13 protein-coding genes are annotated in these 14,175 nt (G+C 71.7%); all 13 read right to left on the reverse strand.

The genetic code is table 11. The features are described from left to right. Positions 1 to 66: 66 nt before the first annotated feature. Positions 67 to 1,137, reverse strand: a complete 1,071-nt coding sequence (locus ACFZCF_RS01270) for a DivIVA domain-containing protein (RefSeq protein WP_388439668.1) — start codon at positions 1,135 to 1,137, stop codon at positions 67 to 69. A 55-nt stretch (positions 1,138 to 1,192) separates the two neighbouring features. Then, positions 1,193 to 1,483 (reverse strand): YggT family protein, encoded by a 291-nt coding sequence (locus ACFZCF_RS01275; protein ID WP_189945168.1) that lies wholly within the window; start codon positions 1,481 to 1,483, stop codon positions 1,193 to 1,195. Positions 1,484 to 1,564: 81 nt separating this feature from the next. Continuing rightward, entirely contained in the window at positions 1,565 to 2,185 is a 621-nt protein-coding gene (locus tag ACFZCF_RS01280; protein ID WP_030748389.1) for a cell division protein SepF, read from the reverse strand. 122 nt (positions 2,186 to 2,307) lie between these two features. Next, positions 2,308 to 3,027, reverse strand: coding sequence for a YggS family pyridoxal phosphate-dependent enzyme (locus tag ACFZCF_RS01285; RefSeq protein WP_391283821.1), 720 nt, complete (start codon positions 3,025 to 3,027; stop codon positions 2,308 to 2,310). Further along, positions 3,024 to 3,767: a peptidoglycan editing factor PgeF gene (gene pgeF / locus ACFZCF_RS01290; protein ID WP_391283823.1), complete on the reverse strand. Its 744-nt coding sequence runs from the start codon at positions 3,765 to 3,767 to the stop codon at positions 3,024 to 3,026. The genes ACFZCF_RS01285 and pgeF overlap by 4 nt, the downstream gene beginning before the upstream one ends. Continuing rightward, complete coding sequence (gene ftsZ, locus ACFZCF_RS01295; RefSeq protein ID WP_388439679.1) at positions 3,764 to 4,978, reverse strand: cell division protein FtsZ; 1,215 nt, start codon at positions 4,976 to 4,978, stop codon at positions 3,764 to 3,766. Before ftsZ ends, pgeF begins: the two co-directional genes overlap by 4 nt. A gap of 279 nt (positions 4,979 to 5,257) precedes the next feature. Beyond that, the gene (locus ACFZCF_RS01300; protein WP_388439682.1) at positions 5,258 to 6,061 is read right to left on the reverse strand and encodes a cell division protein FtsQ/DivIB; all 804 of its coding nucleotides are present in this window, start codon (positions 6,059 to 6,061) and stop codon (positions 5,258 to 5,260) included. 25 nt (positions 6,062 to 6,086) lie between these two features. Then, positions 6,087 to 7,181, reverse strand: a complete 1,095-nt coding sequence (gene murG, locus ACFZCF_RS01305) for an undecaprenyldiphospho-muramoylpentapeptide beta-N-acetylglucosaminyltransferase (protein WP_388439685.1) — start codon at positions 7,179 to 7,181, stop codon at positions 6,087 to 6,089. 6 nt (positions 7,182 to 7,187) lie between these two features. Beyond that, on the reverse strand, positions 7,188 to 8,528 hold the full coding sequence (gene ftsW / locus ACFZCF_RS01310; protein ID WP_388439688.1) for a putative lipid II flippase FtsW: 1,341 nt from the start codon (positions 8,526 to 8,528) through the stop codon (positions 7,188 to 7,190). Positions 8,529 to 8,583: 55 nt separating this feature from the next. Further along, positions 8,584 to 10,023 carry a UDP-N-acetylmuramoyl-L-alanine--D-glutamate ligase gene (murD, locus tag ACFZCF_RS01315; protein WP_388439691.1) on the reverse strand — a complete coding sequence of 480 codons (1,440 nt, stop codon included), beginning with the start codon at positions 10,021 to 10,023 and terminating at the stop codon, positions 8,584 to 8,586. Continuing rightward, positions 10,005 to 11,075, reverse strand: coding sequence for a phospho-N-acetylmuramoyl-pentapeptide-transferase (gene mraY / locus ACFZCF_RS01320; protein WP_388439694.1), 1,071 nt, complete (start codon positions 11,073 to 11,075; stop codon positions 10,005 to 10,007). The genes murD and mraY overlap by 19 nt, the downstream gene beginning before the upstream one ends. After that, entirely contained in the window at positions 11,072 to 12,496 is a 1,425-nt protein-coding gene (murF, locus tag ACFZCF_RS01325; protein ID WP_388439697.1) for a UDP-N-acetylmuramoyl-tripeptide--D-alanyl-D-alanine ligase, read from the reverse strand. The genes mraY and murF overlap by 4 nt, the downstream gene beginning before the upstream one ends. 4 nt (positions 12,497 to 12,500) lie before the next feature. After that, the gene (locus tag ACFZCF_RS01330) at positions 12,501 to 14,171 is read right to left on the reverse strand and encodes a UDP-N-acetylmuramoyl-L-alanyl-D-glutamate--2,6-diaminopimelate ligase (RefSeq protein ID WP_388439701.1); all 1,671 of its coding nucleotides are present in this window, start codon (positions 14,169 to 14,171) and stop codon (positions 12,501 to 12,503) included. Positions 14,172 to 14,175: the final 4 nt, after the last annotated feature.

Consider the following 14,175-nt stretch of genomic DNA (forward strand, 5'->3'; position numbering starts at 1 on the left):
GGTTTCCCAGGTCCTGGCCCTTCGGCTGCCGACGGCTACGTGCTCAACGCACGTTCAGGCGCCGCCTCAGTTGTCGTCCTCGTCGATCAGGAAGCCGCGCATCGGCGCCGGCGCCTGCTGCATCGGCTGCGGCGCCTGCGGCCGGACCGGAGCCATCGGCTGGGTCATCGCCGGGGACATCTGCTGCTGGCCGCCGTAGGACGGGGCACCGCCCATGGACGGACCGCCGCCCATCGGGCCGTTGCCGCCGTAGGACGGCGCGCCCGCACCGGCCGAGGCCATGGACGGGGCCGGCGGCAGCGAGGCCGTCGCCGGGGTCCGCGGCGGAGCCAGCGAGTCGTCCGCCTGGGTCTCCAGCTGACGCAGCTGGGACTCCAGGTAGGACTTCAGACGGGTCCGGTACTCGCGCTCGAAGCCCCGCAGGTCCTCGACCTTGCGCTCGAGGGTGGCGCGGGCGGACTCCAGGGAGCCCATCGCGACGCGGTGCTTCTCCTGCGCGTCCCGCTCCAGCGCGTCCGCCTTGGCGCGGGCGTCCCGCTCCAGGCCCTCGGCGCGGGAGCGCGCCTCGCCGACGATCTTGTTGGCCTCGGAGCGGGCCTCGGCGATCGCCTGGTCGGCGGTCTGCTGGGCCAGCGAGAGGACACGCGCGGCGCTGTCGCCACCGGGCTGCTGCGGCGGCTGCGGCTGCATCTGCTGCTGCTGCGGGTGGCCCATGGGGCCGCCCTGCATCGGGCCGGGACCCATCGGACCGCCCTGCATCGGGCCCGGACCCATGGGTCCGCCCTGCATGGGGCCGGCGGGAAGCTGAGGAGCACCGGAAGGCAGCTGCGGCGGGCCCATCTGCTGCGGCTGCTGCTGGACCGGCGGACCGGATATGGCGGCGGGCACGGGGGCGCCGGGTCCGACGGGGCGGTCCTGCGGCTCCGGGGGCTTGCGCATGGCCTGCTGCTGGTTCTGCGCGGCGGCACGCGTGGCCGCGGCCAGCTTGGCGCGCAGGTCCTCGTTCTCACGGAGGAGGCGGGTCAGCTCGGCCTCGACCTCGTCGAGAAAGGCGTCGACCTCGTCCTCGTCATAGCCTTCTCGCAGGCGGACGGTCGTGAACTGCTTGTTCCGCACGTCCTCAGGAGTCAGCGGCATCTCTTCTTCACCTCTACGTAGTCGTCGGCAGTCGGCAGGACCGTATCGTCCACACTCACCTCGCGAGGGAGTTCACGACGGAGATGAGGATGTAGACGATGATCATCAGAACGAAGAAGGACAGGTCGAGTGCCACGCCCCCGAGACGAAGCGGCGGGATGAGCCGCCGCAGAAGCTTGAGCGGTGGATCGGTGACAGTGTAGGTGGCCTCCAGAACGACCACCATCGCCTTACCGGGTTCCCATGAACGGGCGAACTGGAAGACGTAGTCCATGACCAGCCGGAAGATCAGGAAGACGAGGAAGCACATCAGCGCGATGTAGACCACCTGTAGTGCGACGCCCATCCCGCGGTTCCCTCTCCCCTGGCTCTCGTGTGCTCAGCTTGCTCCGACCGCCCTCGCGGCCGGTCCGTCCGGTCTCGTTTCTCAGCTCTGGTTGAAGAATCCGCCCTCTGCGATCCGGGCCTTGTCCTCCGCCGTGACATCGACGTTAGCAGGCGACAACAGGAACACCTTCTGCGTCACGCGCTCAATGCTGCCATGGAGCCCGAAGACGAGTCCGGCGGCAAAGTCGACAAGTCGCTTCGCGTCGGTGTCGTCCATCTCCGTGAGATTCATGATCACCGGGGTGCCCTCACGGAAGTGTTCCCCGATGGTACGGGCCTCGTTGTAGGTCCGGGGGTGGAGCGTGGTGATGCGGTACGGCTCCCGCTCGGACACGACCTTGGGCATGATCACCGGTGCGTTCTTCTCCAGGCTCGGGCGTTCGGGTGTGATGGATGCCACGGGGGCAATTCGGGCCGGACGTCCACTTTCGGCGAGTACCGGGGCAGAGTGGGCGACCGGTTCCCGGGGGGCCGGAGGGGCCACCACGCGCACGGGTTCCTCACGCTCGATCTGGCGCGGGGGGGTGTGGCGCCGCTCCCTCTCGGGCTCGGGCTCCAGCTCGGGTTCGAAGTCGTCATCGGGGTCGAAGCCCCGGCCGTCGTACCCATCGTCCTCCACGAGACCGAGGTAGACCGCCATCTTGCGCATCGCGCCGGCCATGCTCCGATTCCTCCGCTCTGTGGTGGATCGGCCTCGTCACCAAGTGCTCGCGATCCACGTGGCCACTCCGCCGTTCGCGGAATGACCATATTTTCTGCTGTGGTCCGACCTGCTTCGCGACGTTACCCGAGCTTCGGGCGGACTCCGAGTACCGCCGTACCGACGCGTACGTGTGTCGCCCCGGCGGCGATGGCGTCCTCGAGGTCCGCGCTCATTCCCGCTGAGACCATGTTCGCAGCCGGACGGGTCACGCGCAGGGCAGTCGACAAATCCATCAGCCGGTCGAAGGCCGCGCGTTGCCGTCCGGCGTACTCCCCGACGAGCGGGGCGACGGTCATCAGCCCGGCGAGCCGCAGCCCCGGGGCCTCGTCGAGGGCGGCGGCCAACTCCTCGATCCCGTCGGGCGAGACGCCGCCGCGGTCACCCCGGCCGCCGGCCTCGGCGTCGAGGGCGACCTGGATCAGACAGCCGAGCTCCCGCCCGGCCTTCTCCGCCGCCGTGGAGAGCGAGGAGACGAGCTTGATCCGGTCGACCGACTGCACCACATCGGCATAACCCACCACGGATCTGACCTTGTTGGTCTGCAACTGACCGACGAAGTGCCAGCTGAGATCGAGGTCGGCGCAGGCGGCCGCCTTGGGGGCGGCGTCCTGGTCGCGGTTCTCGGCCACGTGGCGCACCCCGAGTCCGTGCAGGATCCGCACGTCGCTCGCGGGGTAGGTCTTGGTGACGACGATCAGGGTGACCTCGTCGCGGGGGCGGCCGGCGGCGGCGCAGGCGGCGGCGATCCGCTCCTCCACCCGTGCCAGGTTCTCCGCGAGTTCGGCCTTACGGTCCGTCATTCCTCTTCCCTGCCCAACCAGACATATCCCGCGAGTCGCCCGGTGACGCGGTCGCGGCGGTACGAGTAGTGGTCGCCGGACTCCAGGGTGCAGACCCCGGCGTCCTCGATATCGGTCACCCCGAGCCGGGCGAGCTGGGCGCGGACCCCGGCGGCGACGTCGACGGCCGGGGTGCCCCAGGAGGTCTCCGCGTACGTGTCGGGTTCGACGGCCGCGACCTCGGCGCGCATCGCCTCGGGGACCTCGTAGCAGCGTCCGCAGACGGAGGGGCCGGTGCGGGCGGTGATCCGGCCGGGCTCCGCGCCCAGCTTCACCATGGCCTCGACGGCGGCGGGGACGACTCCGGCGATCATGCCGGGCCGCCCGGCGTGGGCGGCGGCGGCGACTCCGGCGACCGGGTCGGCGAGGAGGACGGGGACGCAGTCCGCGGTGAGGACGGCGAGGCCGAGTCCGCGGCGGGTGGTGACGATCGCGTCGACGGCGGGGACGGCCCCGCCGTGCTCCCAGGGGCCGTCGACCACGGCGACGTCGGCGCCGTGGACCTGGTTCATCCAGACGACGAGGTCCGGGTCGAGGCCGAGGCCTGCGGCGGCGCGGGCCCGGTTGGTCCGCACCGCCTCCGGGTCGTCGCCGACGGCGCCGCCGAGGTTGAGCTCCTCGTACGGAACGGCGCTCACCCCGCCCCACCTGTCGGTGAAGGCGAAGTGCGCGCCGTTCGTCGTGTGGCGGTGCCCTATCACTTCAGGAAGTCCGGCACGTCCAGCTCCTCGGCGGGGCTGTCCGCGTACGGACGGGCCGGCGGGACCACCGGCGGGGCGGGCGGCAGCGGGGTCTCGTTGACGACCGGGGCCGGCTCGGCCGGGGCGGGCGCGGGCTCCTCGCGCGGGGGGACCGTGCCGAGGCCGCCGAGCGGGCGGGAGGTCTCGGCGGTGCGGGGGGCCGGGGCCGGCTCCTCGCGCTTGGCGGAGACCGAGCCGATGATGTTGTCGCGGCGGGCCGGCGGCTGGCCGCCGTCGAAGCCGGCCGCGATGACGGTGACCCGGACCTCGTCGCCGAGGGCGTCGTCGATGACGGCGCCGAAGATGATGTTGGCCTCCGGGTGGGCGGCCTCGCTGACCAGCTGGGCGGCCTCGTTGATCTCGAAGAGACCGAGGTCGCTGCCGCCGGAGATGGAGAGCAGCACACCGCGGGCGCCGTCGATGGACGCCTCCAGGAGCGGCGAGGAGATCGCCATCTCGGCGGCGGCCACCGCGCGGTCGTCGCCGCGGGCGGAGCCGATGCCCATGAGGGCGGAGCCGGCCTCGGACATGACCGACTTGACGTCGGCGAAGTCGAGGTTGATCAGACCCGGGGTGGTGATGAGGTCGGTGATGCCCTGGACACCGCTGAGCAGGACCTGGTCGGCCGACTTGAAGGCGTCGAGGACGGACACCTGGCGGTCCGAGATGGACAGCAGTCGGTCGTTCGGGATGACGATGAGGGTGTCGACCTCTTCGCGGAGCTCGGCGATGCCGTCCTCCGCCTGGTTGGCGCGGCGCCGGCCCTCGAAGGTGAAGGGGCGGGTGACGACGCCGATGGTGAGCGCGCCGAGCGAGCGTGCGATGTTGGCGACGACGGGCGCGCCGCCGGTGCCGGTGCCGCCGCCCTCGCCGGCGGTGACGAAGACCATGTCGGCCCCCTTGAGGACCTCCTCGATCTCCTCGCGGTGGTCCTCGGCCGCCTTGCGGCCGACGGCGGGGTTCGCCCCGGCCCCGAGGCCGCGGGTCAGTTCACGGCCGACGTCGAGCTTGACGTCGGCGTCGCTCATCAACAGTGCCTGTGCGTCGGTGTTGATGGCGATGAACTCGACGCCCTTGAGACCGACCTCGATCATTCGGTTGATGGCATTGACACCACCGCCGCCGACACCGATGACCTTGATGACTGCGAGGTAGTTCTGCGGTGCTGCCACGTCGAAGGCCTCTCGCCTCGAGTTACGTGTCGTCATTGCGCGGTGGTTTGCGCGCCGCGACGACGGATGCCGATGGGGTGGTCCGTTGCGCCGACCCCAACCCTAACGTTGAAGTTTAGGGTTACCAGTGTCTCTGTTCGCTGGACTCTTCCGAACAGGACACTAAGTCGACAAGGTGCGCGCGTTCAACGAACACGCCGAACCTCCCGTTTTTCTTTTCACCCTATGTGATCACCCGTAGCGCTGGCCAACCAGGGTGCTGGCCAGCGCGGATGCGCGTCAACTCCTCGACGAGGCGGGCGCGCTGGGGGCACTTACATCGAAGTGCCCCGCTTTGGGGGTCGCCTTCATGAGAGCGGTCAGCACCCGGGCCTTGGCGGGCCCGTGTTCGGCGCTGCCCCAGAAGACGGTGCGATCGCGGGTGAGTTCCAGAGTGACGGAGTCGTACGAGGAGAGCCGTACGACACGAGTGTCCTTCGCGATCGCGTCCGGGAGTTCACTCCGTACGCGCACAGCCTCGGCGAGGAGGCGGTCCGCGTCGAACCGCCGCAGGCTGGGCGAAGCCGCCGCGTCGAGGACGAGCCGGGGGACGCCGCGGGGCGGAGTGGTGACGGTCGCGAACGGAACGGCCGCGGCGTCCACTTCGGTGAAGGATCCCCGTTTCTCCAGAAGGAGCACGGGTTTCCGTTCCGTCACCTCGATCCCGATTCCGTGCGGCCAGGACCGGATCACGTCGACCGAGGCGATGCGCGGGAATTCCTCCCGGAGGCGGGCCGCGATCGCCTCGGTGTCGACGGTGACGAGCGGGGCGCCGACCGGGACGGCGGCGACGGCCTCGACCTGGGCCGGGGTGAGCACCGCCGTGCCCGAAGTCTTCACACGTTCCACACGGAACCAGGCGGAGCCGTAGAGCGCCCAGACCGTGCCGCCGGCGAGCAGCAGCACGCCGGCGGCGATCAGGGCGAGCCTCAGCCCGGTCGGACGGAAGCGGCCCGACGCGCCATCCGGCCGGGGCTGCCGGTCCGACGACCCTTTGCGCTTCTCGGTGCCGCTCTTCTCCGCGGTCGTCGGTCCGGCTGCCACGCGCGCCTCTTCCCTCGGTCCTCCGCTACGCCTGTCGGCGGGCGGCGATCGCCTCGTACACCATGCCGACGAGGAGGTCGTCGGCGTCCCGGCGGCCGAACTCGGAGGCGGCGCGGGACATCTCGTACAGCCGGTGCGGATCGGCCAGTACGGGCAGGACGTTGGTCTGCACCCACTGCGGCGACAGCTCCGCGTCGTCGACGAGGAGTCCGCCGCCGGCCTTGACCACCGGCTGCGCGTTGAGCCGCTGTTCGCCGTTGCCGATGGGCAGCGGGACGTAGGCGGCGGGCAGCCCGACGGCCGAGAGCTCGGCGACGGTCATGGCGCCGGCGCGGCAGAGCATCATGTCGGCAGCGGCGTACGCGAGATCCATCCGGTCCACGTACGGTACCGGCACGTACGGCGGCATTCCGGGCATGTTGTCGACGCGCGGCAGCTCGTTCTTGGGGCCGACGGCGTGCAGGATCTGGATGCCGGAGCGCTGGAGCACCGGGGCGATCTGCTGGATGACCTCGTTGAGCCGGCGGGCGCCCTGGGATCCGCCGGAGACGAGCAGCGTCGGCAGGTTGGGGTCCAGGCCGAAGGCGGCGCGCGCCTCGGGCCTGACCCGGGCCCGGTCGAGGGTGGCGATGGTATGCCGCAACGGGATGCCGATGTAACGGGCGTTGCGGAGCTTGGAGTCCGGGGTGGCGACGCCGACCCCGGCGGCGTACCGGGAGCCGATCTTGTTGGCGAGGCCGGGCCGGGCGTTGGCCTCGTGGACCACGATCGGCACGCCGAGGCGCTTGGCGGCGAGGTAGCCGGGCAGCGCCACGTAACCGCCGAATCCGACCACGCAGTCCGCCTTGGTCCGCTCCAGGACCTGCTCGGCGGCCTTGATGGTGCCGCGCAGCCGTCCCGGGACGGTGATCAGTTCGGGGGTGGGCTTGCGGGGCAGCGGTACGGCGGGGATGAGCGCCAGCTCGTAGCCCCGTTCGGGCACGAGCCGGGTCTCCAGGCCCTTCTCCGTGCCCAGCGCCGTGATGCCCACGCTCGGGTCCTGCCTGCGCAGGGCGTCCGCGAGGGCGAGCGCCGGCTCGATGTGACCGGCGGTCCCCCCGCCGGCGAGTACGACATGCACCGAAATTCACCGCTCTCCGGACGGGCGCTTCTTGACGCGCCGTCGCATCGACTTCCATCTCACCCCGGCCCGTCTGCCCCATCCGGGGCGGCGCATGGCCAGGGCCGCTTTCGCGGCGGGTTCCTGTCGCGCGAAGGCGATCAGGAGCCCGACGGCGAACATGGTCGGCAGCAGGGCCGACCCCCCGTACGAGAACAGCGGGAGCGGGACGCCGGCGATCGGCAGCAGACCGAGCACCGCACCGATGTTGACCACGGCCTGGGCCGTGATCCAGGTGGTCACGCCTCCCGCGGCGAATCGAACGAAGGGGTCCTCCGTGCGTCCGGCCACGCGGATACCCGCATAGCCTAGGGCCGCGAACAGGGCGACGACCGACAGCGTCCCCGCGAGGCCCAGTTCCTCACCGGTGACCGCGAAGATGAAGTCGGTGTGCGCTTCGGGCAGTTGACCCCATTTTTCCACACTCGCACCGAGCCCGGAACCGAACCATCCGCCCGACGCCAGAGCATAGATACCGTGCGCGGCCTGGAGGCACGGGGCCCCCTCGCCACCCGGATCGGTGGCGCCGATGCACTGGAAGCGGTCCATCCGGTGCGGGCTGGTCTTGATGAGCAGCGCGCCGAGGGCGCCGGCCACCACGAGCACGCCGACGAAGAGCCGGGTGGGGGCGCCGGCCGTCCACAGCAGGCCGAAGAGGATCGCCGTGAGGATGATCGCGGTGCCCATGTCGCCGCCGAGCATGATGAGCCCGAGGAGCATGAAGGCGCCGGGGACCAGCGGCACGAGGATGTGCTTCCACTGGGTGAGGAGCTTCATGTCCTGCTTGCGGGCGAGCAGGTCGGCGCCCCACAGGATCAGCCCCAGCTTGCCGAACTCGCTGGGCTGCAGCATGAACGGGCCGCCCAGCGAGATCCAGTTCTGGTTGCCGCCGACGGAGTGCCCTATCCCCGGGATCTGCACGAGCACCATGAGGAAGATCGCGCCCACCAGGATCGGGTAGGCCAGCGCCCGGTGCAGCTTCACCGGGATCCGCGAGGCGACGAGCAGCAGTCCGGTGCCGAGGAGGGCCGCGAAGAACTGCTTGCGGAAGAAGTAGGACGGCACCAGCTCGTAGCGGAGCGCCGTGATCATCGAGGCCGAGTAGACCATCACCAGGCCGAGCGTGGTGATGAGCAGTCCCGCGCCGATGATCACGTAATACGCCGTCAGCGGCCGGTCCCAGGCCCGCTGCGCCCGCGTGTAGAGCCCGCGCACGCCTCCGCCGCGCGCCCCTCTCGGGGGCGCCGGGGCGCGCCCTCCGCCCGGTCGGGCGGAGGGCCGGCGTGTCCCGGCGATCTTGCTCGGCATGGTTCGCTGCCCCCTCCGGTCAGGCCCGGTAGGCCGGACCCTCGCAGTGGTCGGGTCAGGCGTCCCCGGTGGCGGCGAGGGCGCGGACCGCGTCCGCGAACGCCTCGCCCCGCTTGTTGTAGTTGGTGAACATGTCCATCGAGGCGCAGGCCGGGGCCAGGAGGACGGTGTCCCCCGGGCGGGCGAGCCGGGCCGCCTCGCGGACCGCCTCGGACATCGCCCCAGTGTCGGTCCGGTCGAGGTCCACCACCGGGACCTCCGGGGCGTGTCGCGCCAGGGCTTCGCGGATCAGCGCGCGGTCCGCGCCGATCAGCACGGCCCCGCGCAGCCGCTTCGCGGAGTTGCCCACCAGCTCGTCGAAGGTGGCGCCCTTGGCGAGACCGCCGGCGATCCAGACGATGGGGTCGTAGGCGGCCAACGAGGCTTCGGCGGCGTGGGTGTTGGTGGCCTTGGAGTCGTCGACGTACGTCACGCCCCCGACCTCCTCGACCAGTTCGATCCGGTGCGGGTCCGGCCGGAAGGCCCGCAGCCCGTCGCGTACGGCCTTGGCCTCGACGCCGAAGGCGCGGGCGAGGGCGGCGGCGGCGAGGGCGTTGGCGATGTTGTGCGGGGCCGGCGGCTGCACGTCGGCGACCTCGGCCAGCTCCTGGGCGTTCTTCTGCCGGTTCTCGACGAAGGCCCGGTCGACGAGGATGCCCTCGACGACGCCGAGCTGGGAGGGGCCGGGGGTGCCGAGGGTGAAGCCGATGGCGCGGCAGCCCTCCTCGACGTCGGCCTCGCGGACCAGGTCCTCGGTCGCCCGGTCGGCCACGTTGTACACGCAGGCGACCTGGTTGCCCTCGTAGATCCGGCCCTTGTCGGCGGCGTACGCCTCCATGGAGCCGTGCCAGTCGAGGTGGTCGGGCGCCAGGTTCAGCACGGCGCCCGAGTGGGCGCGCACCGAGGGCGCCCAGTGCAGCTGGTAGCTGGAGAGCTCGACGGCGAGCACGTCGTACTCCTCGTCGCCGAGGACGGCGTCGAGGAGGGAGACGCCGATGTTGCCGACGGCGGCGGTCCGCAGCCCGGCCGCCTCCAGGATGGAGGCGAGCATCCGGGTCGTGGTGGTCTTGCCGTTGGTGCCGGTGATCGCCAGCCAGGGGGCCGCTCCGGGGCCCCGCAGCCGCCAGGCCAGCTCGACGTCGCCCCAGATCTCCACGCCCGCCTCGGCGGCGGCCGTGAAGAGCGGCTTGTCCGGCTGCCAGCCGGGGGTGGTGACGACGAGTTCGGTGCCGGCGGGCAGGGTCGCGCCGTCGCCGAGGCGGACGGTGATCCCCTCCCCCTCCAGCTCCGCGGCCTGCGTCCGGGAGCGCTCGTCGTCGCCGTCGTTGACGACGGTCACCACGGCGCCCCGGGCGGCCAGGGCCCGGGCGGCCGGGATGCCGGACACCCCGAGGCCCGCGACCGTGACGTGCTTGCCCTGCCAGTCCAGCTCTTCGCTCACTTGTCGGCTGCCCATCCCGCGTAGAAGAGGCCCAGGCCCACGATGACGCACATGCCCTGGATGATCCAGAAACGGACGACGACCAGGACCTCGGACCACCCCTTGAGTTCGAAGTGGTGCTGGAGGGGGGCCATCCGGAAGACGCGCTTGCCGGTCATCTTGAAGGAGCCGACCTGGATGATCACGGAGAGGGTGATCAGCACGAACAGGCCGCCGAGCAGCGCGAGCAGCAGCTCCGTGCGGGAGCAGATGGCGAGACCGGCCAGCGCGCCGCCGAGCGCGAGGGAGCCGGTGTCGCCCATGAAGATCTTGGCGGGCGAGGTGTTCCACCACAGGAAGCCGAAACAGGCGCCCATGAGCGCGGAGGCCACGACCGCGAGGTCCAGCGGGTCGCGGACCTCGAAGCAGGCGTTCGGGTTGGTCAGGGTCAGCGCGTTGGCGCAGGACTCCTGGAACTGCCAGAGGCCGATGAAGGTGTAGGCGCCGAAGACCATCACGGAGGCGCCGGTGGCGAGGCCGTCCAGACCGTCCGTCAGGTTCACGCCGTTCGACATGGCCAGGATCATGAAGAGCGCCCAGACCACGAAGAGGACCGGGCCGATCGACCAGCCGAAGTCGGTGATGAAGGAGAGCTTCTCGGAGGCGGGGGTGAGCCCGCGCGCGTCCGCGAACTGGAGCGAGAGCACCGCGAAGGCGATGCCGACGATCAGCTGGCCGGCCATCTTCGCCTTGGCCCGCAGGCCCAGCGAACGCTGCTTGACGATCTTGATGTAGTCGTCGAGGAAGCCGACCAGGCCCATGCCGGCCATCAGGAACAGCACGAGGACGCCGGAGTACGTCGGGTCCTCGCCGGTGATGACCTTGGCCAGGGCGTACGCGATGAGCGTGGCCAGGATGAAGGAGATGCCGCCCATGGTGGGCGTGCCCTTCTTCCCGGCGTGGCCGCGGGGGCCGTCGTCCCGGATGAACTGTCCGTACCCCTTGCGGGCCAGCAGCTTGATGAGCAGCGGGGTGCCGATCAGGGTCAGGAAGAGGCCGATGGCCCCCGCGAAGAGGATCTGCCTCATCGGCCCGATACCTCGCCCTCACCGTCGAGCAGCGCGAGCGCGACCTGCTCGAGACCGACCGACCGGGAGGCCTTCACCAGGACCACGTCCCCCGGGCGCAGTTCCCTGCGCAACAGGTCGACAGCCGCCTGCGCGTCGGACACGTGCACCGACTCCTCACCCCACGAACCCTCGTTATAGGCGCCCAGTTGCAGCCAGGACGCTTCCCTGTCCCCGACCGCGACGAGCTTGCTGACGTTGAGCCGGACGGCGAGCCGTCCGACCGCGTCGTGCTCGGCGAGCGACGCGTCACCGAGCTCGGCCATCCTGCCGAGCACCGCCCACGTGCGGGCCCCCTGGGCCTGTCGGGCCCTGCCCATGGCCGCGAGCGCGCGCAGGGCGGCTCGCATGGACTCGGGGTTCGCGTTGTAGGCGTCGTTGACGATCGTCACGCCGTCCGGACGCTCGGTGACCTCCATGCGCCAGCGCGAAAGGGAGCCGGCCTCGGAGAGCGCGGTGGCGATCTCCTGGACAGGCATGCCCAGCTCGTGCGCGACGGCGGCCGCTGCGAGCGCGTTCGACACGTGGTGCTCACCGTACAGGCGCAAGGTCACGTCGCTGCACCCGGTGGGTGTGTGGAGCGTGAAAGAAGGCTGTCCGGTCCCTGTGAGACGGACGTTCTCGGCACGTACGGCCGCTTCGTCCGCTTCGCCGAAGAGGATCACGCGGGCCTTGGTGCGGCTCGCCATCGCGCGGACGAGGGGGTCGTCGGCGTTGAGGACCGCCACTCCGCCGTCCTCGGCGGACGGCAGGGACTCGACGAGCTCGCCCTTGGCCACGGCGATCTGCTCGCGTCCGCCGAACTCGCCGATGTGGGCGCTGCCCACGTTGAGGACGAGCCCGATCCGGGGCGGGGTGAGCCCGGTCAGGTAGCGGATGTGGCCGATGCCGCGGGCGCCCATCTCCAGGACGAGGTGCCGGGTCTCCTCGGTGGCCGTCAGCGCGGTGAGCGGCAGGCCGATCTCGTTGTTGAGGGAGCCGGGCGTCCAGACGGTGGGCGCGTGCCGGTCGAGAACCTGGGCGATCAGGTCCTTGGTGGAGGTCTTTCCGGCCGAGCCGGTGAGGGCGACGACATCGGTGCCGAGCCGCTCGACGACCGTGCGGGCGAGGGCGCCGAGGGCGCCCTGCACGTCGTCCACGACGATCGCGGGGACGCCGACGGGGCGGGTGGCGAGCACCGCCGCCGCGCCCGCCGCGACGGCGCGCTCCGCGTAGTCGTGGCCGTCGACGCGTTCGCCGGCGAAGGCGGCGAAGAGGCTGCCGGGCTTCACCTCACGGGAGTCGATGACGACGGGCCCGGTGATCCGGGCACCCGGATCCGGTATGTCGTGCGCCTGCCCGCCGACGATTTCGGCGATCTCGGCGAGGGAGAGGGCGATCACTGCTTCATCCCTGACTGTTCTGGTGACGGTGTTCGTTCGCTGCTTCGATCGCGGCGCGGAGGACCTGGCGGTCGTCGAAGGGACGGACCTGCCCGGCGGTCTCCTGGCCCTGTTCGTGGCCCTTGCCGGCGACCAGGACGGTGTCGCCCTGCCGGGCCCTGGCGACGGCGGCGGCGATGGCGGCGGCCCGGTCGGGTTCGACCAGGACGTCGCCGCGCTCGGCGGCGGGCACCTCGGCGGCGCCCGCGAGCATCGCGGTGAGGATCGCGAGCGGATCCTCGGAGCGGGGGTTGTCGGAGGTCAGTACGGCGGTGTCGGCGAGCCGGGCGGCGGCGGCGCCCATGGGGCCGCGCTTGGTGGTGTCCCGGTCGCCGCCGCAGCCGATGACCACGTGCAGCCGGCCCTCGGTGACCTCGCGGAGCGAGCGCAGCACCGATTCGACGGCGTCGGTCTTGTGCGCGTAGTCGACGACGGCGAGGTACGGCTGGCCGGCGTCGACGCGCTCCAGGCGGCCGGGGACGCCGGGGACGGCGGCGATGCCGTCGGCGGCGGTCCGCGGGTCGAGCCCGGCGGTCGCGAGGGTCGCGAGGGCGGCGAGGGTGTTGGCGACGTTGAAGGGGCCGGGCAGCGGGGCGGTGACGGGGATCCGCACGCCCTCGGGGCCGACGGCCGTGAAGGTGGAGTCGGCGGCGCCCAGGACGACGTCCTCGGCGCGCCAGTCGGCGTCGGCGCGGCCCTCGGCGGAGAAGGTGACGACCGGGACCCCGGCCTCCTTCACGAGCCGGCGGCCGTACTCGTCGTCGGCGTTGACGACGCCGACGCGGCTGCGTTCCGGGGTGAAGAGGGTGGCCTTGGCCCGGAAGTAGTCCTCCATGTCGGAGTGGAACTCCATGTGCTCCGGGCTGAGGTTGTTGAAGACGGCGACGTCGAAGACGCAGCCGTCGACCCGGCCGAGCACGAGGGCGTGGCTGGAGACCTCCATGGCGACGGCCTCGACGCCCCGCTCGCGCATGACGGCGAAGAGGGCCTGGAGGTCGGTGGCCTCGGGGGTGGTGCGCTCCGACTTGATGCGCTCGTCGCCGATCCGCATCTCGACGGTGCCGACGAGTCCGGTGTGCTTCCCGGCGCCGCGCAGCCCGCCCTCGACGAGGTAGGCGGTGGTGGTCTTGCCGGAGGTGCCGGTGATGCCGATCTGGAGGAGGCCCTCGCCGGGGCGGCCGTAGATCTCGGCGGCGAGTTCGCCCATCCGGCCCCGCGGGTCCTCGGCGACGAGGACGGGCAGGCCGGTGGCGGCGGCGCGGTCGGCGCCGGTCGGGTCGGTGAGGACCGCGGCGGCGCCGAGGCCGGCGGCCTGGGCGACGAAGTCGGCGCCGTGCAGACGGGCACCGGGCAGGGCCGCGTACACGTCCCCTGGGCGCACGGCCCGGGAGTCGTGGGTGATGCCCGAGACCGGGACGCCCTGTGCGGCGTCCGGGAGCTCGGTGCCCAGCCGTGCCGCGAGCTCGCCCAGGGGTGTGGGGCGGGCCCGCTCCGGGCGGGGCGGGGTGGTTCGGGACTGATCAGCGTGTGGCACGGCGGTGAGCGTACCGGGCGCACCCTGCGCGGGACCAAACGAGCCGCGGGCGTCGCCGGAGTTCGATTTCCGGTTCCCGGAATGGGGGGTGATCGTCGTCACTGGT

Origin of the sequence: Streptomyces sp. NPDC007945 (assembly GCF_042958885.1) — a bacterium.
Lineage (GTDB): Bacteria > Actinomycetota > Actinomycetes > Streptomycetales > Streptomycetaceae > Streptomyces.

What these genes read in the sequence shown, in the direction of transcription:
- ACFZCF_RS01270 (WP_388439668.1), bottom strand. Translation starts at nt 1,137, where the DNA reads ATGCCGCTGACTCCTGAGGACGTGCGGAACAAGCAGTTCACGACCGTC.
- ACFZCF_RS01275 (WP_189945168.1), bottom strand. Translation starts at nt 1,483, where the DNA reads ATGGGCGTCGCACTACAGGTGGTCTACATCGCGCTGATGTGCTTCCTC.
- ACFZCF_RS01280 (WP_030748389.1), bottom strand. Translation starts at nt 2,185, where the DNA reads ATGGCCGGCGCGATGCGCAAGATGGCGGTCTACCTCGGTCTCGTGGAG.
- ACFZCF_RS01285 (WP_391283821.1), bottom strand. Translation starts at nt 3,027, where the DNA reads ATGACGGACCGTAAGGCCGAACTCGCGGAGAACCTGGCACGGGTGGAG.
- ftsW (WP_388439688.1), bottom strand. Translation starts at nt 8,528, where the DNA reads ATGCCGAGCAAGATCGCCGGGACACGCCGGCCCTCCGCCCGACCGGGC.
- murD (WP_388439691.1), bottom strand. Translation starts at nt 10,023, where the DNA reads ATGGGCAGCCGACAAGTGAGCGAAGAGCTGGACTGGCAGGGCAAGCAC.
- mraY (WP_388439694.1), bottom strand. Translation starts at nt 11,075, where the DNA reads ATGAGGCAGATCCTCTTCGCGGGGGCCATCGGCCTCTTCCTGACCCTG.